This is a genomic window from Arthrobacter sp. Dra40 (genome assembly GCF_059091905.1).
In genome coordinates this window covers 1-23,307 of record NZ_JBNHHB010000059.1, presented here as the reverse complement: position 1 = coordinate 23,307, position 23,307 = coordinate 1, and the positions used below count along the sequence as shown (strand labels likewise).

Here is a 23,307-nt window from a genome sequence, read left to right as displayed (position 1 = left end):
CGGTTAGTTTTGAAGCATGAGGTTATTGCACACGTCGGACTGGCATCTGGGCCGCTCATTCCACGGCGTCGGGATGCTGGAGGCGCAGCGCGCATTCGTCGACCAGCTCCTGGAAACCGTGCGGGACCACGGCATCGATGCAGTGCTGATCGCCGGTGATGTGTACGACCGCGCTCTGCCCGGCGTGGATGTGGTCAACCTCTTTTCCGAAGCACTGTCGCGCATCCGTGCCGCCGGAGCGACCGTCATCATGACCAGCGGCAACCACGATTCGGCCACCCGGTTGGGTTTTGGATCCGGCATCCTGGCGCACGGCGGCGTCCATGTCCGCACCCGGCTGGACCACCTCGCAGATCCGGTGGAACTGGACCTTGGCGGGGCCACCTTGGCCGTGTACGGAATTCCGTATCTCGAACCGCGGATGTGCGCGGACGAGCTTGGGGCTGCGGCTCCCAGCCATACCGCGGTGACACGGTCGGCACTGGACCGCATCCATGCGGACCTGGCCCAGCGGAGGGCCGGCGGGCCCGTCCACTCCCTGGTCATGGCGCACACGTTCGCCAGCGGCGGTATCAGCTCGGACAGCGAGCGGGACCTGAGCATCGGGGGAGTGGGAGCGGTTCCGCTGGACCTGTTCGACGGTCTTGACTATGTGGCGCTGGGACACCTGCACGGACGGCAGAAGCTGAGCGAAACCGTGCGCTATTCGGGCTCGCCCCTGCCGTATTCCTTCTCCGAGGCCGGGCATGAAAAGGGCGGCATCATTCTCGAGTTCACGGCGGACGGGCTCAGCTCCGTTGAAAACGTTTCCTGGCCCGCCCGGCGCAAGCTGGCGGTGCTCAAGGGGAGCATGCAGGACCTGCTGGAATCCGCAGACCACGCCTGGGCCCGGGATGCCTATTGCCAGATCACCATCACGGACGACGAACGGCCGCTGAAGGCCATGGAACGACTCCGCGAACGTTTCCCGGACACCTTGGTGCTGAGCTTTGAACCAGCCTCCGGACCGCGGCGGGACACCATGAGCTACAGCCAGCGCATCGCGAAGGCCCAAGACGACCTGCAGGTCTGCTGCGGATTTTTGGACCACGTACGCTCCCGGCCGGCCGACGAAGCCGAACGGGCCCTGCTGGCGGACGCCCTGCAGGCCGTGCAGGCGGCGGAGGTATCGGCATGAGGATCCACCGGCTGGAAATACAAGCCTTCGGGCCCTTCGCGGCCCGGGAAACCATCGACTTCGACGAGCTCGGCTCGCAGGGGCTGTTCCTGCTCAACGGCCCGACCGGTGCCGGCAAGACCAGCATCCTGGACGCCATCTGTTTTGCACTGTATGGATCCGTTCCCGGCGCGCGCCAGCAGGGCAAGCGGCTGCGCAGCGATCACGCCGAACCGGAGACGGAGCCCGAAGTCGTCTGCGAATTCTCGGCGCGCGGCCGCCGCTTCGAAGTGACCCGCAACCCGCAATGGGAACGTCCATCGTCCCGGGCAAGGTCCGGGTCGGTGACGGAGCAGGCGCACACCCTGCTGCGCGAAAAGGTGAACGGCGCGTGGGTCCAGAAAAGCGGCCGCAACGACGAGGCCGCCGCCGAACTGCTGACCGTCCTGGGCATGAGCCTGGAACAGTTCACCAAGGTCGTGCTGCTGCCGCAGGGCGACTTTGCCGCGTTCCTGCGGGCTGACGCCAAAGAGCGCCGGCCGCTGCTGCAGCGACTGTTCGCAACCGACCGCTACGAGGCGGTGGAGCAAACGCTGGCGGACGAGGCGGCCAAGGCGCGTTCGGCCTATCAGGCCGCCGTCGCGGGAGCGCATCAACTCTTGGAACGGGCAACGGAGGAAGCGGCTCGGCACCTGGCTGCCGAGGACATGCCGAACCAGCCGCTGGCTGCTGCGGACCTGATCGCCGCCTTCGAGTCGTCGGTCGCCTCCGCTGCCGCCTCGGTCCAAGACGCGGCCGCCCGCGGACAGGAAGAACTGGGCCGGCTGCGGGACACCATCGGCAGGCGCGAGCTGGCGCTGGCCGACCACGCGGCCCTGATGGAACTGGAGAAACTCTCCGTCGAGCACCGCCAAGCCGCAGACGGCCATGCCGCATTGACCGAAACGCTGGCCGCGCACCGCTCGGCGGAACTGTTAGCATCGCCGATCCGCCATCGCGACCAGGCCGCGCTCGCCATGGAACGCGCCGCCAAGGAATTCCTGGACCGGATCGACGCGGCGGAGACCCATCCGCTCTATCCGGCGTTCGTCTCCAGCCGCCCGGAACCCGACCATGCCGGACAGGCGCTGCTGGACGAAGCGGCGGACCGGCTCGCTGCCGAGCTTGGGCGAATCCGGGCTCTGCTGCCCGAAGAGCAGCGGCTGCAATCGTCCCGTTCCGACGTGGGGCGGTTCGAGCGTCGCGCGGAGCAGTTGGCGCAGAACCTGGCTACCGCCGCCGCTGACCGCGAACAGCTCGCCGCAACCGGCCGCAGCCTGCAGGAGCAACTGGCCGCACTGGCGGAGACCCCGGACGTCGGCCTGCTCACCGAGCGCCTGGAACAAGCCCAGCGCGTCCGGGAAGCGGTGGCCGACCATGCCGCCTGTCGGACCAAGACCGAAGCGGCGCGCGCCCGCCGCGACGCAGCACACACCCGGCAACTCGAGCGCAAGGAGGCCTGGTTGTCCCTGCTCGAACAGCGCTTGGACCAGGCCGCGGCCGAGCTCGCGGCCACCCTTGCCGAGGGAGAATCCTGCCCGGTGTGCGGCGGGACGGAGCACCCGCAGCCAGCAGTGGCAGCCTCCGGCCGACTGGTCACCCGCGAGCAGGAAGCCGCGGCGCGGGATGAATACGCGGCCGGGGAAGCCCTGTACACCGAGGCACGCGATGCCTGCGCGAACCTGGAACAGGAGCTTTCCGCCCTGGCTTCCCGCGGCGGGGCGACCGATCCCACCGAAGCCGCCGCGGCCGTGGCCACCGCCCAAGCCAGCCTGGACCACGCCGTAGCTGTGCGGGACCGGCGACGCGAGTTGCAGGAGCGTTCGGCCGCCGCGACGCAGCAGCTCGATGAGATCGGGCAGCAGCTCTCGGCCTTGGCCGTGGCCAAGGCCAGCGCGGATTCCGAACTCATAGCCGGCAGGGAGCGCACGGAGGAACTGGAACGGAAGCTGCGCGAGGCGCTGCCCGACGGGGGCAGCCTGCACGATCATGCGGCGTCCTTGTCCCGCCTGGACCAGCTGCTGGCTGATGCCTTACGGATCCTCGGGGAGCACCGCCATTGCGGCAACGCTTTGGATCAGGCGGAAGGCGACCTCGCCTCGGCGATCGACCAATCCAACTTCGCGACTGAAGAAGAAATCCGGGTGTCGCTGCTGGCGCCGGCACAGCTGCAGGAACTGGAGCGGCGCCACACCGGCTACATCGAAGCCGGCCAGCGGCTGGTGGTGCTGGAGTCGTCCGAACCCGTTATCCGCGCACGCACCGCGCTTGAGAAGGGAGAAACACTGCCGCAGACCGGGGAATTGGACGCGGCACGCGATCAAGCCGAAGTCCTGGACCGCAAGGTTCGGGAGCACCAGGTGCGGCACGGCGTGCTGGCCGCGTCGCAGGAACAGCTGGCGGCGTACCGCCGCCGTTTCGAGGAGGAACAAATCCGCCTGGCACCGATTGCCGCCCGGCACGAGCTGCTGCAGTCGGTGGCGGACACGGTCAGGGGATTGGGCGAGAACGAGCGAAAAATGACGCTGACCACTTATGTCCTCGCCGCCCGGCTGGAACAGATCGCAGCCGCGGCTTCCGAACGTCTGATCGCGATGACCGACGGCCGGTACACCCTGGTCCACGACGACTCCAAATCCGGCAACAAGAAGTCCGGCCTTGGCCTGCACGTCAGCGACGAATGGACCGGGCAGCGGCGCGACACCGCGACACTCTCCGGCGGCGAGTCCTTCATGGCCTCGCTCGCGCTGGCCCTGGGACTGGCCGACGTCGTCCAGGCCGAAGCCGGCGGTATCGACATTGAAACGCTCTTCGTCGACGAGGGGTTCGGCAGCCTGGACGAGCAGGCCCTCGAACAGGTCATGGATGCCTTGGAGGGACTGCGCGACGGCGGCCGGGTGATTGGCCTCGTCAGCCATGTGGCAGAAATGAAGCAGCGGATCGGCGCTCAACTTCAAGTCACGAAGGGACGCCACGGCTCGTCCGTTCGCACGGTACTCACGGGCGTCGCGTGACCACCGGTATGATAGTTGCGTTATCCGGGTTGTGCGCATCGGGAGGCGGGACGATGCGCGGTTCGAACCAACGGAAAAACCTATGACATCTCCTGATTCAGACGCGCCCGCACGGCAACACGACGCGACCGTCGCTCCCGCCGCTGGGCGCAAGCGACGCAATCCCTTCGGCCGCTACGCCCGGCTGGCCCGGCTGGCCGGAACTTCCTTCCTGGCCATCGGATTCCTGGCCCGGCTGCCGCTGGCGATGCTGACGGTCGGGGCGCTGACCCTGGTCACCGTGACCACCGGGTCCTACGCCTCGGGTGGCTTCGCCGCCGGAGCGGTGGGCATCGGTTCAGCCGCTGGGGCGCCGTTGTTCGGCTACCTGGCGGACCGGGCCGGGCAACGGCCGGTGCTCCTGGTCGCCGCCGCGGCTCACACCTGCGCCATCGGCTTGCTGCTGACGTGCGTCTACATCGGCACCAGCGGGGCCGGAACCGCGGCCGTGCTCGCGGCGTCATTCCTCGTCGGGGCCACATGTCCGCAGGTCGGCTCGCTGGCGAGGGTGCGCTGGATGGCGATGACGCGCAGCGATAAGCCCGCGCTGGACACGGCGCTGTCCTACGAAAGCACTGCGGATGAACTGACGTTCGTGCTGGGGCCGGCACTGGTCGGGCTGTTGGCCGCGCTGATTGCGCCGTGGCTGCCCTTTGTGCTGGCCGCCGCCCTGACCGTCACCATGGTTACCGCTTTTGCCATCCACCCCACTTACCGCTCGGTAGTCCCGGTGACACCCGAACTGGTCAAGGCGCATCCGGAGGCGGCTGCGGCCGCCACCCCGGTGCGGATCAACTGGCCATTGGTCGCCATCCCGGTGCTGGGCATGGTGGCCATGGGCACGTTCTTCGGGGCGACCCAGAACGCACTCAGCGCCTTCGGCGGCACCTTCGGAGCGGCGGACGCGGCGGGCCTGCTGTACGCCCTGCTGGGCCTGACGTCGGCCTTCGGCGCCCTCTCCGTCGCCTATTGGCCGGCGCGGTGGGCGCATGCCTGGCGCTGGGTTGTCTGTGCCGCGCTCATGACGGCATTCTGCTTCTTGCTGCTGCTGCCGGCCGATGTGCTGCCGATGATTTTCGTGTTGCTGCTGGTCGGCGTGCCCGTTGGACCGACCATGGTCACCATCTACGGCATTGGCAGCGTGGTCGCTCCGGATGAGCGTCTTGGCACGGTCATGACGCTGCTGGCCAGCGGCGTTGTCCTGGGCTCTGCGCTGGGCTCGGCATTGGCCGGTGCACTGGCCGAAACCTCGGGGCATTCCGGTGCCTTCCTGGTCTCCATTGGCGCCGCGGGAATGCTTTTGGTGCTCGGCCTGGTTGCCGCCGCCGTCGTCAGTCGCAGGCGGCGCTAAGCCCGCTCAGCGCAGTTCTGACTCGATGGTGGCAGCGGAGCGCTTCAAGGCCGCCGCGATCTCCTGGTCGGGAGTATCGGTGCGGATGTAAACCACAGATATAGCCGCCGGTAGTTGTCCGGGAACGGAGACGGGCACCGCAACCGAGGAGACACCAGGGATGACCTCGTCGTGGCTGACGGCATAGCCGGTTTCCTTGGCCCGTTGGGCTTCGGGTCGGATCTGTTCTCCCGGTGCGTGCTGCTCCCACTGTTCCCGGGTCAGCGCCGACTGGATGGCGATTCCCGGCGCTCCGGCGGCGAAGGAATGACGCGTGCCCGGATGCTGGACCAGCGCCGTCGTGTGCCGCGGCTCCACGGTGACCAGCGTGACGCAGTCGTGCTGGTCCCAGACCGCGATAAAAGCGGTCATCATCAGGTCGTTAGCCAACGTGGTCAGCTCCGGCAGTGCCGCCGACTGCAGGTCACGCGACACACCGCGTGCCAGCGCGGCCAGCCCTGGCCCCGCCTGCACACGTCCGGCCGAATCCCGCATCAACAGCGAATGGTCTTCAAGAGTGCGCAGGATCCGGTAGGCGATCGAGCGGTGCACTTCCAAGGCTTCGGACAGTTCAGCGATGGTCATCGGCGACTGGGCTTCGGCCAGAATCTCCAGCGCTCTAATGCCGCGCGACAGAGTCTGCGAGTGCGCCGCGGAGGGCTTGGTGGGAGTCTGACTCATCGGACCATCCTAGGAAGAGAAATTGCGGGAGCGCGGTGTGTGGGGGACCTGGGCACAAACGCTGTGCCCCGCCTCACATCCTCCATTGTTCTATATCAGGACGAAGCGTCCAACTATAGAACGAGATCGCGCGTGGCGACTTGGTGGCGGCGGGGATCAATTCTGCCCGTCGCGCGGGGGAGGTGCCGTTACCCAATTGATATGACCGCACTACGTGTGCCCTATCACTCTCCGGTAATATGGCTCCAGTCACATTACCGACCGTTCGGTAATTACCGTTCTGTGAACACGGAGAAAAAATATGTCCACGTCAGAAGAGCTGGCAGGCAATATCAGCCCAGCCGCGCGCCACGAAGAGCGCAAGGTGCTCGCCGGCACCCTGGTTGGCACCACCATTGAGTGGTACGACTTCTTCATCTACGCCCAAGCCGCCGGCTTGGTGCTGGCCTCCCTGTACTTTGCCCCGTTGTCGCAGGAGAGTTCCGGCCTGGCGCAAATCGTCGCGTGGGCCTCGCTGGGCATCAGCTTCCTGTTCCGCCCGCTCGGCGCCATCGTCGCCGGGCACCTCGGTGACCGTCTTGGCCGGAAGATGATGCTGGTCTTCACGCTGGTGCTCATGGGCGCAGCCACCGCGCTGATCGGTGTGCTGCCGACCTACGCCCAGATCGGCATCTGGGCTCCCATCCTGCTGGTGTTCCTGCGCATCCTGCAAGGTTTCTCGGCCGGCGGGGAATGGGGCGGCGCTGCCCTGATGTCTGTCGAGCATGCCCCAGTGAACAAGCGGGGCTTCTTCGGTGCGTACCCCCAGATCGGTGTTCCGTGCGGCATGATCCTTGCCACTGGCGTGATGTGGCTGCTCAGTACGATGTTGACAGAGGAAGCTTTCATGAGCTGGGGCTGGCGCGTACCGTTCCTGTTCTCGATCGTGCTGATCGTCGTCGGCTACTTTATCCGCCGCTCGGTGGATGAGTCCCCGGTGTTCAAGGAGATGCAGGAGCGCAAGAAGGAATCGGCCGCTCCGCTGGGCCAGTTGTTCAAGCACAACTGGAAAGAAGTCATCCAGACCGCGCTCATCTTCATTGCCAACAACGCAGCCGGCTACCTGCTGATCGCATTCTTCGCTTCCTACGCCACCAAACCGGTGGCGGATGGCGGCCTGGGCATGGACCGTCCGTCCGTGCTGTTGGCAACCACTCTGGCGGCCTTCGGCTGGTTGATCTTCACCATGTACGGAGGCATCCTCTCCGACAAGATCGGCCGCATCCGGACTTTCCAGATTGGCTACGTCTGGGTCCTGCTGTGGCAGATCCCGATGTTCATGCTGATCGACACCGCGAGCATCGTGCTGATGGGCATCGCGATGTTCGTCCTGACCATCGGGCTGGGCCTGTCCTACGGTCCGCAGTCGGCTCTCTACGCCGAGATGTTCCCGGCCCACGTCCGCTATTCCGGCGTATCCATCGGCTACGCCATCGGCGCGATTCTTGGCGGCGCATTCGCCCCGTTGATCGCCGAAGTGCTGCTGGGCGCGACGGGAAGCACCATCTCCATTGGCATCTACATTATGGTGCTCTGCGTCATCTCGCTCGCGGCCGTCTCCTCGGTCAAGGAGACGAAGGGCAAGAACCTGCGGGTGGAGGTTGCGCATCAGGAGTACCTGCAGCAGCATCCTGAGGCACGCGACTCCCAGTAGGGATTACAAGGACTCAAGTGGACCGTCGTCGGTAATTACCGGCGGCGGTCCGCTGCTGTATTGGCTGCGGCCAGCCCGCTATCGGGGGAGCGCGGCCAGCACCTCGTCGTCGCTGACCTGGTTGAAGTGCCGGTATGCCTCGCCGACTGCCCGAAAGCCCCGCGGCTGGCGCAGGCAGAAGACTGCATCGGCCACTTTTTCAAGTTCTGCGCAGGTCTGCGGCGGCCCCACCGGGACGGCGACGACGATCTCGCGCGGCTTGCTTTGCCGGACAGCCTTAATGGCGGCCTTCATGGTGGCGCCGGTGGCCAGGCCGTCGTCGCAAAGAATGGCGGTGCGGCCGCCAACCTCTGTCGTCCTTCCGTGAAGATACGCTTCCTGGCGCCGCTGCAGTTCGGCACGTTCCGTGGCTTGGACGGCTTGGAGGCGCTGCTCGCTATAGTTGCGGCGGCGCAGTTCGGCCACGATGTGGTCCACCATCACGACGGCGGTGTGCCCGCCGTGCGCGGCCAAAGCGCCGAAGGCCACCTCCGGTTGGTCGGGAATCCCCAGCTTGCGGACAATGAGGGCATCGAGGTCGACGGCGAGTTCTTTCGCCAGAACAGCAGCCACGGGGACGCCGCCACGAGCCAGGCCAAGCACGGTGACGTCGTCGCGCCCGCGGTAATCGGCCAATTCGGCCGCCAATTGATGGGCCGCATCGGACCGATCGACAAAAGGGGACGACGTCCCGCTCAACAGTCCCACGGCCTCCAGTATCCTCTCCCGTGCGCCAATGGGCGAGGACTGCGGGACCCGGGGCGAGGGGGCTGTGCCGACTGGGCGAGGACTGCGTGAACGGGTGAGTGGCTGCGCCGACTGGGAGAGGGCAGTGTCAACCGGTGAGTGGCTGCGCCGCCGGCTTGGGCTGCGCGCATGGTGACCGCGTGGCGAAGGACCGGCCCCCCCTCGCGAACTCCGGACGGCATCATAGTGGTTGCGCCGGGGCAATCGTTTGAGGACGGGATGGGTAGTTCTCCCCATCGCGGCGGCGGGACCACCCGGATAAGCTCGTATCAACGGTCGGGCTCGGAACGGGGGCCCGCACCGCATCGGCCGGACTTGGGTCCGGGCGTGGAAGAGCCGGAGCCGCAGGATTCCCCCCAACGCCTGCTGCTCCGGCCCTTTCGTTTAACCCGTGGCCTAAGGCCCGGTTGGCGTCTTCAGTCGTCGTTGGCGCCGAATCCGTTGCACCGGTAGATCCCAGGAACGCTTGACCTTCAGGTAGAGACCAGTGCCAGTGCTGCTGGGCTCGAGTCGATGGAGAGTGCTCTGACGGGTTCACTTGTATCCGGCTTCCCTGGCGCCCGCGCAATGCGGCGAGGATCGTCCCGCAGTAAGCGAGGGGGAGTGCTAGACGGCATCAAGGGCTTTTGCCTGCGCGCCGCACCTTGACGTGGGTGGAGTGGACGGACAGATAACTTCCCTGAACGGGTGGATGCCCCTGACGCGCACTACGTGGCGTCAGGGGCATCCACCCGTTCGGATATCGAGAGACGGCGCTATTTCTTGAGCGCGTCCGCATCTTCGACGAGCAAATCGTCGAACTTCTCTAGATCTTCGCTGAGACCTGCGTACACTTCGGGCTTCTTAGACTTGAGGTAAGCGCCGTAGATGATGCCGCCGACGACAGCGAGCACTAATATCCACGGCAGCACGAGCACATAGGGTTCCTCGGAACCTGCCACGAGCGGGAACTGAACAATCGCCATGATGCTGAAGACCGCTAGTGCGATAAAGCCAATACCTGGTGCGACCAGGGTCGTCCAGAGTCTCGGGTCGCGCTTCTTGCGGAAGTAGACAACGACTGAAAGAGCGGCGATCGCCTGCACGATGATGATCGAGAGTGTCGCGAAGCCGAGACCCACCGGAACGAGTGTGAGGATCGACGGCAGATCCGGGAAAGCGATACGGAAGATCGCCGCGATGACCAAGGCAAAAATCAGGTTGGTCAGTAGCGCGCGCTGCGGCGCTCCCTTCGAGTTGGTCTTAGCCAGCCACTGCGGCAGCACACGTGCGCGACCGAGCGAGAAGAGGTAGCGTCCGGCCGAGTTATGGAATGCCAGCTGTGCGGCGAAGAGGCTGACCACGACGAGCACAAGGGCGATGACGACGAAAACTGGCCCAAGATGCTTGTCGATGAGCATCAGTGTGAGGTCGCCCGCCTCAAGATGCTCAATTGCCGTCGCCTGCGCAATGTCGGGACCGATCGAACTGACGATCGCCCACGCGGCAAACGCATGCATGAGACCGATGATGATGATGGCGGCGTAGGTCGCTTTGGGAATGGTCCTGTGGGGATCCTTCGCTTCCTCACCGAAGAGCGCCGTTGCCTCGAAGCCGATAAACGCGGTGGCCGCGAGCAGCAGGCCAATCCACAATGATCCGCCCATAACGCTTTCAGGCGTGAACACCGAAAAATCGAAGCCCTGCTGGAAGAGCACGGAGAAGCCGAACACGAAGACCATGATGATTTCGAGCACGAGCGCGACACCCAGAACGACGGCGCTCACATGAATACCCGAGATGGCGAGCAGGAAAACGAGTACGAAGAGCACCGAACCGGTCCAGAACCAATCGAGCGCGAACGCGTCACCGAAGAGTTCGGGCATGACGACCATGCCGGCGAAGAAGCCGATGGTTCCAAGGGCGCCGGCCACGAAGGCGTTGTAACCGATCGTGGCAATGATTCCAGTGATGAGGCCCGCAGTCTTGCCCAGGCCTTTCACCGCGATCGCGTAGAAGCCACCAGCGTTGGTCAGCTCCTTAGTGATCTGCGCGTAGCCGATCGCAAAGAGCAGCAGGGCCGCTGCGACCAAAAGGATCGCGACGGGAACACCGCCGCCGTTGCCGTGCGCGATCGCGAGCGGGAGCACGACAATGAGAACCGTGACTGGAGCCACTGCAGCGAGAACGAGAAAGACAATCGCACTTACTCCAAGCTGGTTGCGTGCCAACACGTCGGTGTGTTTCTCAGACAACTGAACTCCATTCGAATGAGTTGTGGTGAATATCGGAAGTGAATCGCACGGCCAGTGGCGAATCTTTACATCGAGGTCTCGGCCTACGACGCAGATGAGCTGTAAGTCAACTACCCTGACCGTGCAACACATCTAGCTCCCGGACTAATAGAGCCAGTTTGCGCCGGATACCGCGGTTCTGGCTTGTCATTCCGTGCATGAAGCTAGACAATGCGTGCCCGAAAGTCACTGATTTCCCGGCTGCATGGCGCTGGCGCCGGTTATGCCGGGAAGGAGGAACGGCCGGTGTAGCCAAAGTCGGACAGCAGGTTGACTCCGTTGATGGCGCGGGACCGGCGGGAGGCCAAGTAGCCGACGCTCCAGGCAATGTCGTCGGCCGACTGGAGGGGAAAAGACGGGTCATCCATGGATTCGCCCAGGCCGCGGCGCGCCATGGGCGTATCAACGATCGACGGGCAAACACTGTTGACCCGGATCCCATACTCGTCGAACAGTTCTACGGCCAGCGCCCGTGTCATTTGGACGAGTGCGCCCTTGGACGCGTTGTACGCAAGCATGCCCGGCACCGCGACGAAGCCGGAGTCAGAGCCGACGATGGTCACGCTGCCGCCCTCTGCGCGCCTGAGGAATGGAAGAGCAAACTTGACCGCAAGGAATGTGCCGACGACGTTGACGTCGAGGACCTCCCGAAAGCTCTTGGAACTGACGTCCTCGCACGCCGCTCCCATTTCACCCTCGATACCCGCGCAGCAGACGAGCGCGTCGATGCCACCCAACTTGCCGGCGATTCCTCCCATCGCCTCTTCCAGTTGAGGGTCTTCGGCGACATCTGCGCGTGCGGACACGACTCGCGACGGTCCGACGAGTTTGAGTTCAGAGATGGCCGCGTCCAGCCGGTCCTGGTTCCGGCCAACGATGGCAACCTGTGAACCTTCCAGTGCGAATAGCCGCGCCACGGCGAGGCCGATGCCGGACGAACCGCCCGTAACGACGACGCGTTGCGGCAGGTTGCTGCCCTCAGTGGCTGAAAGTGACATATGTGCTCCAACTCCCTAGGCCCGGCGATTGCCTGGCTCTCGGCTTTCGCTGATTGGTTGTGAGACAAGTTACTAACAGTGGGCGCGCGATGGAATAGCAGTCCATTCACTGGACCTGGAGTCTGAACAGTAGATGGAGACGGACCCTATTCCTTTTGACTGGACTAGGGGTATAGTCGCGGTTACATCCCAGACCTCCGAGCCGAGGAGCCCCATGTCACAGCTGTCCCGTGAGGAAGCCCTCACTATCGCCCGCAACGCTCTACCGATGTTCGGGATAGCGGAAGACGCCATGATCGACTTCGTCAAACATCGCGAAAACGTCGTCTTCCGCGTGTCCGAGGGGCCAGCCGCCTGTGCGCTCCGAATTCATCGGCTGGGTCATCGGACTGACGACGAAGTAGGCACCGAAGGCGCTTTCATGACCGCTCTACGCGCCGAAGGCTTCCCTGTTTCAGAAATCGTCCGGACCGTTGCTGGCTCCCTGTTCGCAGCTGTTCCTGACAGTACGGGGCGGACTCACCACGTCGATGTACAGAGGTGGGTTGCAGGCGGCGAGCCCTTGGGCGATGCCGGAGCGGCATGGCTCGGCGAAGAAGCCATGGCGGCAGAAGTTTTCGCGCGACTCGGCGAACTCTGCGCCACGTTCCATCTGGCATCGCGTCGAATTGGGAAGGTTTCCGGTTACTCCAGGCCGGCGTGGGACGCCGAGGGGCTTGCTGGAGCGGCAGCCCTCTGGGGTGATCCCCGCCGGCTGGCGAGGACCAATGATGAACGCGATGCGATCGACGCGGCCGTGCGACGCATCGGCCAACGCCTGGATCAGTTGGGTACTGCGCCCGAATTCTACGGCGTCATCCATGCTGACTTCACGCCCGAGAACGTTCTGACCGCGGGGGGACAGCACGTCCTCATTGACTTTGACGATTTTGGAGAAGGCTGGTGGCTGTTTGATCTGGCCACCATTCTGTTTTGGTACCACCGTCACCCTCAAGCAGTGGAGTGCCGCCAGGCGCTGCTGGCCGGTTACCGGAAACATGCGGACATCCCGGAGCGTGCCCTCGAGGACTTGGACACGTTCATCCTCGCCCGGGGCCTCACCTACCTGGGATGGGCCGCCGATCGACCGGGAGATGAGACCAGCGTCTTTCTGCACTCCGAGGTTCTGCCCGTGGTCGTGGATATGTGCCGTGAGTACGTGGCTGCCGATAGGCAGCGGCAGGAAGGGCAGCGTGCCCCGCAGGACGCTAGCCTCCTCGCCCGCCGGGCTGCGACCATCGGGCCCTACTCGCCACTTTTCTACGACCGGCCGCTGCACTTCGTGTCCGGTGACGGAGTGTGGTTGGTTGATTCGGAGGGAAACCGCTACCTCGACGCGTACAACAATGTTCCGCAGGTCGGCCATGCAAATCCTCGGGTTGCAGATGCCGTATGCCGGCAGCTCAATACGCTCAATCTCCACACGCGATATCTCAGTGAACCAATCGTGGACTACGCCGAGCAGCTCTTGGGCACCTTCGACGCACCGCTTGAACGCGTCTACTTCACGAACAGCGGATCCGAGTCAAACGAGCTTGCCATCCGGATTGCGAGGCATATGACCGGCCGCAGCGGCGTGATCGTCACCGACCACAGCTACCACGGCAACACGATTGCGCTCGCCGCGCTGACGACCGGGTTGACAGTCTCGGAGCCATTTGGCGACCACGTGCGGCCTATACACGTACCGGATCTCGATAGCGAGGGGGAGCACGCGGATTCAGGAGTCATACTGGACCGCGCTTTGGCGGCGATTGACGAGGCCATTGCGTCCCTTGTCGAATCCGGCCACGGCGTGGCTGCCCTCCTCATCGAGCCGGCGTTCTCCACCGAGGGTCTGCCCCGTGTGCCTGCGGGGTACCTCGAGGGGGTCGTCGAACGGATTCGTGCGGCCGGCGGCTTGGTTATTGCAGATGAGGTCCAGACCGGGCTGGGCCGTTTGGGTGATGTTTGGTGGGGGCACCAGGCGACCGGCATCGAGCCGGACCTGGTCACGCTCGGCAAGCCGTTGGGCAATGGCTACCCGCTCGGCGGCGTGGTCACCACCGCAGCAATCCTTGAGTCCTTCAGCAGCGCCAACATGTACTTCAATACTTTTGCCGGCACCGCCACCGCTGCGGCCGCCGGCCAAGCCGTGCTGAACGAGATCACCCAACACGGGCTGATTGCCCGCTCCGGCGAACTCGGACGGCATGTCGCCCGCCGGCTCGAAGACTTGGTAACCAGCCATCCCCGGGCCGCCTCTGCGAAGGGGCGAGGTCTGTTTTTCGGTTTGGAACTTGTTGACGATGCCGGCCGACCGGATTCCGGCTTGGCCAAACGGATCGTCGAAGCTCTTGTGCGGGAAGGGATCCTGATCAGCCGCATCGGCCCGAACGACAACATCCTTAAGATCCGGCCGCCACTCGTGATTGGCCGGGACGAACTGGACCGCGTTATAGACGCCCTCGACGTGGCACTCGCCGCGGAGACCCGTGCAGAAGCCGTCCACGTATGAACGCCGACGATCATTCGAGTCCGTCAACGGCACGCCGAGGGGATAGTGAATCGGGGATCCAGCTTGCTGAGCTGCCCCTTCCGCTCCGCAAGCGGCAGCAGTTGCAAACCCGTCACGACTTGGTGCGCTCAGCCATTGACATCATCGATGCCTTGGGAGAGAAGTCGGCCACCATCGATCGGATTACCGCACGGGCCGGAACGTCGCGGGCAACCCTCTACGCACATTTTCCGGGGGGCCGTGCCGACGTTCTGGCCGAGGCCTATAGGACCGTTGGCCAGGATTTGATAGAGGCAGCGGAGCGAGACGCCTCAGGGCAAGACGATTGGATCGAAAAGCTCTGCGCCTACCCGCGTGCCATGCTCGCCCTTGCCGCTCGGCGCGAGCTGGGCTTCTTCTACAACGTCTCGGGGCCCCAGCACTTCGGGATCGGCAAGCGCCGAGGCAGCGCCTCGCAACATACCCTCGACATGTTTGTCGGCGAGCTCCAGCAAGCCCAGGAACGCGGGGACCTGCGTGCGGACATCGATATCGAGGCGGTTGCAGGGCTCCTCATCGGTGCCATCCGCGAAGCCGGAATTGATGCTGCCCGTGAACCAGCAACGGCGTCCCGGAACCTCACAGCGTTCCGTCAGCTTCTGCAAGCCGTCGCCGGCCGCTGACTCGCTCAACTGCGCCGGTAAGTGCTGGGCGGGACCCCGAAAGCACCGCGAAAGACCCGGCTGAAATGGGCGGCGTCGGTGAAGCCCCAGCGGGTCGCGATGGCGCCGACTGGGCGGTCGGCCTGGAGCGGATCGCGCAGGTCGCGGCGGCAGCGTTCCAGCCGGCGGGCACGGATCCAACCGGCCACCGTGGTGCCGGCGTCGTGGAAAATGCTGTGCAGGTGCCGAGTGGAGATGAAATGGGCTGCGGCGATGGCCGCCGGTGTCAGCTCCGGGTCGCCCAGATTCGCTTCGATGTGTTGGCGGATCCGCGCGAGCAACTCGCCATGGTGGCCGCGCTGCGGCGGCCCGTCCCCGCTGTGCAGTTCGCTGTCAAACAGCGTCGCCAGCAGGTCTACGGCGTTATGGGCCAGCCGGTGGCCGCTGGGGCCCGAGAGCAGCTCAAGGTTGTCCGCCAGTTGCACCATGAACGGGCTGATCATCCGGCCGATGCCGGCATCCCCGGCCATCCGGACGGCCGTTAGTTGGGCAACCGAGTCCGTCGGCAGGTCCAGCGCGTCGTGCGGGAACATCAACACCAAGGTGCGGAAGTCGTCGTCGAACTCCAAGGTGTAGGGCCGGTGGGTGTCATAGACGGCCAGGTCACCCGGGCGCAGTGCCGCTTCGCGGTTGTCCTGAATAAGCATGCCCGTGCCGGAGAGCTGCAGGTTGAGCTTGTAGTAGAGGCGGTCGGACCGGGTGATCAGCGCCGGCGTGCGCAGCACTTTGTGGCTGTTCGCGGTCACTTCCACCACCGACAATTCGTCGAGGACGCGGGACCGCAGGCGGCCGCGGAAGCCGGTGGGGAAGTTGGTGCGGGCCTGCAGGGGCACAAAAGACTCGGAAATGAGCGTATTCCACTCGGCAAACGAGCGGGCTTCGGCAACCTGCACGGAGGAAGGCGCGGAGCCGCCGAAATCACCGGCGGTGCTGGCGGTGCCGGGTTGGCTTCGGGTGCTGCGTTCGGGGTAGGTAATGGTCACGGTGGCCCCTTCGCTTGGAACCGGGATCAAGTGTGTCGTGCAACACAGTCCCCATACCATAGCGCCTGCTCAGCCAGGTTGTCATCTATTTTCCACAACCGGCGAAAAAAGAATTGGATCAGGAATCTGCCGAGACCATCCGTAGCCAGCTGTCCAGATGCTCGGTCAATTGTTCAGGGGAGTGGTGTTCCGGAGTGAGGGAAGCGGTGATCTGCGCGCCCAGCAGGAAGGACATGAGCTGCCCTGCCAGGACGTCATCACTGGCCTGCGCGTGAACTTCGCCAGCCTCACGCGCCTCGGCAAGGAAGCGCATGAAGTCCTCGCGCCAACGTTCCATCGAGTCGGCATGGAGTGCGGCCTTGTCCGGGTCGTTCAGCGCCTTTTGCCAGAACGGAATGACCAGCCGGGCCTCGCTGATGGTCACGTCGGTGACCGGCAGGACTTCCATGCAGTAGCGGCGCAAGGCGTCCAGGCCGCTGTGGCCACGGATGGAATCGGCCACCCGTCGGTTTGTCTGGTCAAAGACGTAGCCGAACGCAAAAGCCAGCAGGTCGTCCTTGGTGGGGAAATAGGGCTTGAGGGCGCCGTTGGCGAAACCCGCTTCCGTGGCGATTTCCCGCATGGTGGCACCGTCGATGCCGTACCGGGCGATGATCCGCCACGTGGCCTGGACCAGTTCGATCCTGCGTTGGTCGTGGTCGACGATCTTCGGCACCGGCCGGCCTCCTGATAAAACGTGCGTAGAAAAAACCCTTGCCATGAATCCTACTGAGGGTTATTCTCTACGAACATAGAAAAAAGAACGTGGTGTCGGTCACAGCTGGTTTCCGGCCCGCGTTTCCCCAGTCGTTCCTGAAAGGGCCGCTATGACCACCGCTGCTGCCGCCACAGTTTCCTCCTATGCTTTGGCCTCCGCCGAAGAAATCACCGCCGTCCGCACCATCCTGGCCGAGGCGGGGCTGGCGGGGGAGAACACCCGCTTCGCCTATCTCGGGCAGCTTGACCCGCCGCGCCGCGGCGGCGAAGCGCTGGAGGACCGGCGTTTCCGGGCCTTCCTGCTCGATGTCACCGGTGCCGCGCCGAAGGACGTGACCGTCTCCGTCACTTCCGGCAAGGTCCTGACGGTGGCCGAGCTGGATACCTCGGTGACCGGCGAATTGCCGGTGCTGGAGGAGGAGTTCGAGGTTGTTGAAGCGATACTCTCTACCGATGAGCGCTGGCTGAGGGCCATTGCAGACCGCGGTCTGGAAATCGATAAGGTGCGCGTCGCACCGCTCTCCGCCGGCGTGTTCGAGTACCCGGAGGAGAAGGGCCGACGGATCCTGCGCGGCTTGGCGTTCTACCAAAACTTCCCCGAGGACAGTGCCTGGGCGCACCCGATCGACGGGCTCGTGGCCTACGTGGACATCGTGAGCAAGACCGTGGACCAGGTGCTGGACTTCGGCGCCATGCCCGTTCCGGCCGAGCACGGCAACTACACGGACCCGGAGCTGACCGGCGAGCTCCGCACCACGCAGAAGCCCATCGAGATCACCCAGCCCGAAGGCCCCAGCTTCACGGTCACCGGCGGCAACCACATCGAGTGGGAGAAGTGGTCCTTCGACGTCGGCTTCGATGTCCGCGAGGGCGTGGTGCTGCACAACATCGGCTTCCAAGACGGCGACCGCACCCGCTCCATCATCAAGCGGGCCTCCATCGCGGAAATGGTGGTCCCGTACGGCGACCCGTCGCCGGTGCGCTCCTGGCAGAACTACTTCGACACCGGCGAATACTTGGTGGGCCAGTACGCCAACTCGCTGGAACTGGGCTGCGACTGCCTGGGCGAGATCACCTACCTTTCGCCGGTGATCGCTGACGGGTTCGGCAATCCGCGCGAGATCCGCAATGGCATCTGCATGCACGAAGAGGACTACTCCATCCTGGCCAAGCACTCCGACCTGTGGACCGGGATCAACTACACGCGCCGCAACCGGCGCATGGTGGTCTCCTTCTTCACCACCATCGGCAACTACGACTACGGCTTCTACTGGTATCTCTACCTGGACGGCACCATCGAGTTCGAGGCCAAGGCCACCGGTATCGTGTTCACCAGCGCCTACCCGGGCAAGGGCTACGAATACGCCTCCGAGATGGCCCCGGGCTTGGGTGCGCCGTTCCACCAGCACCTGTTCTCGGCCCGGCTGGACATGGCGCTGGACGGCTTCACCAACAGGGTCGAGGAAGAAGAGGTGGTGCGGGTTCCCCTCGGCGAAGGCAACGAGCGAGGCAATGCCTTCAGCCGCCGTCGCACCCTGCTCAAGACCGAGTCCGAGGGTGTCCGCGAAGCCAACATGCCCGCCGGGCGGACCTGGCACATCTCCAACCCGGAATCCACCAACAGGTTGGGCGAACCGGTGGCCTACAAGCTGATGCCGCAGGGCCAGCCCACGCTGCTGGCCGACCCGGAGTCGTCGGTGGCCAAGCGCGCGGCCTTCGCGGCCAAGGGCCTGTGGGTCACCCAGTACGCCGAGGATGAGCGCTATCCGACCGGCGACTTCGTGAACCAGCATGCCGGTGGCGCCGGGCTGCCCGCCTACGTGGCGCAGGACCGCAACATCGACGGCGAGGACATTGTGCTCTGGCATACCTTCGGCCTCACCCACTACCCGCGGGTGGAGGACTGGCCCATTATGCCGGTAGACACGGCCGGTTTCAGGCTCCGCCCGGATGGTTTCTTCGACCGCAGCCCCGTGCTGGATGTGCCGGCGAACACGCCTGCCGCCGGCGGGCACTGCCACCGCTAATCAGGGGGTAAGGAAATGACCACGGTTGCGCAGTTGGAATCCACGGCACAGCACGACGGCGGGGCGCGGCTGGTGCTGATGGCCCGGCTGTGCGCCGTGGTCGCCTTCGTATCCATCGCCGCCCACCTGTGGATGGCCTGGCAGCACCTGGACACTCCGTGGCAGAGCCTGCTGATGCTGGTCATGGCCGCCTTTTGCCTGCCATGCGCGCTGAAGACCTGGCGCCACGGCGGGGCCCGGCCGGCCCGGATGCTGATGTTCGCGGCGCTGGCCATGGCAGCCTTCCACACCCTGTTGCTGACGGGGGCCGGCTCCCTTGCCGGCTCCCATACCGGAGGTCACGCCGGGCACGGGATCGCCGCAGCCGCCGCGAGCGCTGCGATTGCCGGCGGTCACGCCGGAACCGCTGTCGGGCCAGCGTCGCTGACAGCGGGCCTTCAGCACACCGAGATGCTGCTGGGCGTCATCCTGCTGGAACTCGTAGCGGCCGTGTCCGCGGCCATCTACCTGCACCGACTGCGCCAGCGCCAGTAGAAGCGCAAACAGGTCGAGGCCCGCTTGCAGCGGGAAGGCCCTTACCGTTTGGCAGCGGGGTGAACCCGGCGTATGAATAAGGGGTGACCCCAGACTCCGACTCCGCTCCAAAGAACCGCCCAGCCGCCGGAATCTCGGTCGGCCCCGCCGGCCCTGACGGCGCCGAGGCCGGCTTCGTTCCGGATCCCGGCCGCTGGCGGATCCTGGCCGTGCTGCTGGTGGCCATTTTCATGTCGCTGGTGAGCGTCAGCATTGTTAATGTGGTGCTGCCGTCCATCCAGATCGGGCTGGGGGCTTCCGACTCGGACTTGCAATGGGTGCTTTCCGGCTACGCCCTGACCTTCGGTGTGGTGCTGGTTGCCGCCGGCCGCGCGGGCGACATTCTGGGCCGCGGGCCGTTGTTCATCGCGGGCGTCGCGATTTTCACGCTTTCCTCGGTGGCCGCGGGGCTGGCTCCCGACCCGCTCAGCCTGAACATCGCACGCTTTCTGCAAGGTCTGGGATCCGGACTGTTGAATCCACAGGCAGTGGGCATGATCCAGCAGTACTTCCGCGGTGCGGAACGCGGCCGTGCCTACGGCGCCCTCGGCAGCGTGGTGGGCGTCTCGGTGGCCATCGGGCCGTTGCTCGGCGGGATGATCATTGAGTTCGTCGGCGTGCAGGAGGGGTGGCGCTGGACATTCCTGGTGAATGTCCCGGTCGGGATCCTGGCCATCGTGCTCGCCTTGTTGTGGTTCAAGCCCCGACGCGCCGCCGGCAGCGCGGATGCAGCCAGAGCCGATCGCGACCTGGATCCGCTCGGAGCGGTGCTGCTGGGCCTGGCGGTGTTGGCCCTGCTGCTGCCGTTCGTGGAACGCGGGACCGGTCCTTGGATCTGGCTGCTGCTCCCCGGCGGTGCGGCACTGTTGGCGTTGTGGACGTGGTGGGAACACGCCTACCGAGGGCGCGGCCGGAGTCCGATGGTGGACCTGCGGATCTTCCGCACACACAGCTTTTCGAATGGCTCCGTGATTGCCGGCCTGTACTTCATGGGTGTGACCAGCGTGTGGGTGCTGGTGGCGCTCTACATCCAGCAAGGTCTGGGCGGCAGCGCGCTCGAGGCCGGGCTGATCGGCCTGCCCGCCGCCCTGCTAGGCGCGTATGCCTCGCACTGGTCCGGGAAGCGGGTGCTGGAGCAGGGGCGGCAGTCGATCGTCGTCGGAATCCTCTGCGCGTTGCTGGGGCTGGGCCTGACCATCGCCGTCATCCAACTGGAGGCCGCCGGCGTGCTCAGCATCTGGTGGATGCTGCTGACGTTGTCCTTCATCGGTATGGCCCAGGGACTGATCATTACTCCCAACCAAACGCTGACCCTGGCCGAGGTGCCGTTGGAGTATTCCGGCAGCGCCGGGGGAGTGCTGCAGACGTCGCAGCGGATCGGCACCGCCGTGGGCATCGCGGTGATCACCGCCGTCGCCTTTTCCGTCCAAGCCGCGGCGGGCTGGACCGCGGCCATCACCGCGGGACTCTGTGTCACTGCGGTCTCGGTCATGGCCACGCTGGTGATGGCCGTGTCCGATGCCCGCCGCGGCTCGCGTGCATCAGTGCTGCGGTCTGGCAGCAGGTGAGTCAGCGGAGGCGGACTTCGATGTGTCCCTCGCGGACGCGCGTCTCGTAGGCCGGCTGCTCGGAACTGGCAGGGCCTCTGACGACGCTGCCATCCGCCAGGCGGAACGTGCTGCCGTGCCAGGGGCAGGTGATGCACCCATCGTCCACCGTGCCCTCGTCCAGTGGCCCGCCCATGTGGCTGCAGACGCTGTCCAGCGCCCGGACCGTGTCGCCGCTGCGATACAGGACCAGCGACAGGTCGCCGACCTGCGCCAGCTGCGGCGCGCCATCGGTCAGCTCGCTCTCGGCCAGGACACCGGTCCATTCGGCCGGACCCTCCCGCCACGCCGTGTGGTTGACGTTCACCCCGCGCGAGTAGCTCAAATGGCCGCCGAGGTAACCGCCGGACATGAGCAGGCCGAACCCGCCCAAGGCGATCACTTTGGCGACCCCGCGGCGGCCGCTCCGGCGGGCCACCAGGGATGCGGTGAAGCAGACCAGTGCCGACGCGTTGGCGGCGGCATGCACGATGCCCACGCGGCGGTCCTCGCCCTGGGTATCCGACCAGTCGTTGAGTCCGGCCCAGGCGGTGGGCGCTGCGGTCAGGATCCCGGCCGTGACCAGCAGGTCGGCGGCGGGCTCGGCGCCGCGGCCGCCCACCGTGTCCAGTAGGGTCGCCATGGTCCACGCGCCGATGGGCAGGTCGGTCATGAGCGGGTGCAGCGGATGCCCCAAATAGCTGCCGCTGAGGATGTTTCTGACCGGCCGCGGTTTAACCATCCGGCCCACCAGGCCGGCCACCGGCTGGGCGACCTTGTCCAGTGCCTCGGCGTGTTCGATCCGTGCCATCAGCTTGTGCAGAGCAGACATGGGCGTTCCTCTTCCCCTCAGAGCGGTGGCCAACGGGCAGCCCCGTCGGCCGCTGACCGGCCCCCCAGTAGCTGACAGTGTTGCATCGGCGGGCGGAAGCGGCAAGGGTGCGCAGACGCCGGTAGGCGGCCTCCATAGGAAGCCGCCCACCGGCGTCGTTATTCAAGCGGGCCTGAAGGAACTAGACCTGGTTGCCGATCTTGAAGCCCTTGGCGGCCTGGCCGCGGAAGGTGCCGTCCTCGTCGTCTTCGCGGGTGAAGGAGAATCCGTCGGCGCCGATGGTCACCGCCATCTCGGAACTGTCGGTGCGCTCGACGACTTCCTGCGGGTTGCCGTCGAGGTCCAGTACCAGGGAGGCCTCGGTGTACCAGGACGGGACCACCGGGTTGCCCCACCAGTCGCGGCGCTGGTTGTCGTGCACGTCCCAGGTGATGACGGGGTTGTCCGGATCGCCGGTGTAGTAGTCCTGGGTGTAGATCTCCACACGGTGGCCGTCCGGATCCAGGATGTACAGGTAGAACGCGTTGGACACGCCGTGGCGGCCGGGGCCGCGCTCGATCCGGTCGGACATGCGCAGCGCGCCCATTTTGTCGCAGATCTGGATGATGTTGTGCTTCTCGTGGGTGGAGAAAGCGACGTGGTGCATGCGCGGGCCGTTGCCGCCGGTCAGGGCGGTATCGTGCACGGTGCCCTTGCGGTGCATCCAGGCCGCGTAGGTCACGCCGTCGGAGTCCTTGATGTCCTCGGTGACGCGGAAGCCCAGGTCCTCCAGGTACTTGCGGCCGCGCGGGACGTCGGGGGTGACCTGGTTGAAGTGGTCCAGGCGCACCAGTTCTCCGGCAGAGTAGAGGTCGTAGCGCATGTGCAGGCGCTCCACATGGTCCACCTCGTGGAAGAACTCGTACGGGAAGCCCAGCGGATCCTCCACGCGGACCGAGTCGCCGATGCCCTTGACGAAGCCTTCGGCGCGGCGTTCGGTGCGGCAGCCCAGCTCCTGGTAGTAGGCCTCGGCGCGGTCCACGTCTTCCGGGCTGCGCACGCGGTAGGCGAAAGCAGCCACGGCGGCGATCGGTCCCTTGCGCAGGACCAGGTTGTGGTGGATGAACTCTTCGAACGAGCGCAGGTAGATGGCCTCGTCGTCTTCGTAGGTCACGTGCAGGCCCAGCAGGTCCACGTAGAATGCGCGGGACTTGGCCAGGTCGGTGACCACGATCTCCATGTAGGCGCAGCGCAGGATGTCCGGG

Annotated in this window: 17 protein-coding genes; 9 read left to right on the top strand and 8 right to left on the bottom strand. The window is 65.4% G+C overall.

The genetic code is table 11. The features are described from left to right. Nucleotides 1-16: 16 nt before the first annotated feature. The 3 genes from AC5RWT_RS20220 to AC5RWT_RS20210 all read left to right on the top strand — a co-directional run bounded on the left by AC5RWT_RS20220 (nucleotide 17) and on the right by AC5RWT_RS20210 (nucleotide 5,599). On the top strand, nucleotides 17-1,177 hold the full coding sequence (locus tag AC5RWT_RS20220) for an exonuclease SbcCD subunit D (RefSeq protein ID WP_494081727.1): 1,161 nt from the start codon (nucleotides 17-19) through the stop codon (nucleotides 1,175-1,177). Continuing rightward, on the top strand, nucleotides 1,174-4,209 hold the full coding sequence (locus AC5RWT_RS20215) for an AAA family ATPase (protein WP_494081726.1): 3,036 nt from the start codon (nucleotides 1,174-1,176) through the stop codon (nucleotides 4,207-4,209). The genes AC5RWT_RS20220 and AC5RWT_RS20215 overlap by 4 nt, the downstream gene beginning before the upstream one ends. Nucleotides 4,210-4,291: 82 nt before the next feature. Beyond that, on the top strand, nucleotides 4,292-5,599 hold the full coding sequence (locus AC5RWT_RS20210) for an MFS transporter (protein ID WP_494081725.1): 1,308 nt from the start codon (nucleotides 4,292-4,294) through the stop codon (nucleotides 5,597-5,599). Between the two features lie 6 nt (nucleotides 5,600-5,605). Here the strand turns inward: AC5RWT_RS20210 and AC5RWT_RS20205 are convergent, their stop codons facing one another. Then, nucleotides 5,606-6,319, bottom strand: a complete 714-nt coding sequence (locus tag AC5RWT_RS20205; protein WP_494045711.1) for an IclR family transcriptional regulator — start codon at nucleotides 6,317-6,319, stop codon at nucleotides 5,606-5,608. Nucleotides 6,320-6,620: 301 nt separating this feature from the next. Between AC5RWT_RS20205 and AC5RWT_RS20200 the strand changes: the two genes are divergently transcribed. Further along, nucleotides 6,621-8,012, top strand: a complete 1,392-nt coding sequence (locus tag AC5RWT_RS20200; RefSeq protein ID WP_494045712.1) for an MFS transporter — start codon at nucleotides 6,621-6,623, stop codon at nucleotides 8,010-8,012. Between the two features lie 78 nt (nucleotides 8,013-8,090). Here AC5RWT_RS20200 and AC5RWT_RS20195 read toward each other — a convergent pair whose 3' ends face one another. The 3 genes from AC5RWT_RS20195 to AC5RWT_RS20185 all read right to left on the bottom strand — a co-directional run bounded on the left by AC5RWT_RS20195 (nucleotide 8,091) and on the right by AC5RWT_RS20185 (nucleotide 12,069). After that, on the bottom strand, nucleotides 8,091-8,759 hold the full coding sequence (locus AC5RWT_RS20195; RefSeq protein ID WP_494045713.1) for a phosphoribosyltransferase: 669 nt from the start codon (nucleotides 8,757-8,759) through the stop codon (nucleotides 8,091-8,093). A gap of 794 nt (nucleotides 8,760-9,553) precedes the next feature. Next, complete coding sequence (locus tag AC5RWT_RS20190; protein ID WP_494081724.1) at nucleotides 9,554-11,032, bottom strand: APC family permease; 1,479 nt, start codon at nucleotides 11,030-11,032, stop codon at nucleotides 9,554-9,556. A gap of 260 nt (nucleotides 11,033-11,292) precedes the next feature. Continuing rightward, a complete protein-coding gene (locus tag AC5RWT_RS20185; RefSeq protein ID WP_494045715.1) occupies nucleotides 11,293-12,069 on the bottom strand; it encodes an SDR family NAD(P)-dependent oxidoreductase in 777 nt (258 codons plus the stop codon). 214 nt (nucleotides 12,070-12,283) lie between these two features. Here AC5RWT_RS20185 and AC5RWT_RS20180 point away from each other — a divergent pair, with 214 nt between their 5' ends. Beyond that, nucleotides 12,284-14,605: an aminotransferase class III-fold pyridoxal phosphate-dependent enzyme gene (locus AC5RWT_RS20180; protein WP_494081723.1), complete on the top strand. Its 2,322-nt coding sequence runs from the start codon at nucleotides 12,284-12,286 to the stop codon at nucleotides 14,603-14,605. A 122-nt stretch (nucleotides 14,606-14,727) separates the two neighbouring features. Continuing rightward, nucleotides 14,728-15,267, top strand: a complete 540-nt coding sequence (locus tag AC5RWT_RS20175; protein ID WP_494045862.1) for a TetR/AcrR family transcriptional regulator — start codon at nucleotides 14,728-14,730, stop codon at nucleotides 15,265-15,267. Between the two features lie 5 nt (nucleotides 15,268-15,272). Here AC5RWT_RS20175 and AC5RWT_RS20170 read toward each other — a convergent pair whose 3' ends face one another. Then, on the bottom strand, nucleotides 15,273-16,199 hold the full coding sequence (locus tag AC5RWT_RS20170) for an AraC-like ligand-binding domain-containing protein (protein WP_494045863.1): 927 nt from the start codon (nucleotides 16,197-16,199) through the stop codon (nucleotides 15,273-15,275). A gap of 208 nt (nucleotides 16,200-16,407) precedes the next feature. Beyond that, on the bottom strand, nucleotides 16,408-17,004 hold the full coding sequence (locus AC5RWT_RS20165; RefSeq protein ID WP_494081722.1) for a TetR/AcrR family transcriptional regulator: 597 nt from the start codon (nucleotides 17,002-17,004) through the stop codon (nucleotides 16,408-16,410). A gap of 151 nt (nucleotides 17,005-17,155) precedes the next feature. On the opposite strand from AC5RWT_RS20165, the gene AC5RWT_RS20160 reads away from it, so the two are divergent. From AC5RWT_RS20160 to AC5RWT_RS20150, 3 genes are all read left to right on the top strand, one after another. Beyond that, a complete protein-coding gene (locus tag AC5RWT_RS20160; RefSeq protein ID WP_494081721.1) occupies nucleotides 17,156-19,072 on the top strand; it encodes a primary-amine oxidase in 1,917 nt (638 codons plus the stop codon). A 15-nt stretch (nucleotides 19,073-19,087) separates the two neighbouring features. Beyond that, nucleotides 19,088-19,606 (top strand): hypothetical protein, encoded by a 519-nt coding sequence (locus tag AC5RWT_RS20155; RefSeq protein WP_494081720.1) that lies wholly within the window; start codon nucleotides 19,088-19,090, stop codon nucleotides 19,604-19,606. Between the two features lie 131 nt (nucleotides 19,607-19,737). Then, on the top strand, nucleotides 19,738-21,213 hold the full coding sequence (locus AC5RWT_RS20150; protein WP_494081731.1) for an MFS transporter: 1,476 nt from the start codon (nucleotides 19,738-19,740) through the stop codon (nucleotides 21,211-21,213). Between the two features lies 1 nt (nucleotide 21,214). On the opposite strand, the gene AC5RWT_RS20145 is transcribed toward AC5RWT_RS20150, so the two are convergent. Together AC5RWT_RS20145 and hpaD are read right to left on the bottom strand one after the other, a co-directional pair. Then, a complete protein-coding gene (locus AC5RWT_RS20145) occupies nucleotides 21,215-22,063 on the bottom strand; it encodes a Rieske (2Fe-2S) protein (protein ID WP_494045721.1) in 849 nt (282 codons plus the stop codon). A 181-nt stretch (nucleotides 22,064-22,244) separates the two neighbouring features. Then, nucleotides 22,245-23,307: 3,4-dihydroxyphenylacetate 2,3-dioxygenase (hpaD, locus tag AC5RWT_RS20140; RefSeq protein WP_494081719.1), on the bottom strand; the 1,063-nt coding region annotated here is incomplete at its 5' end.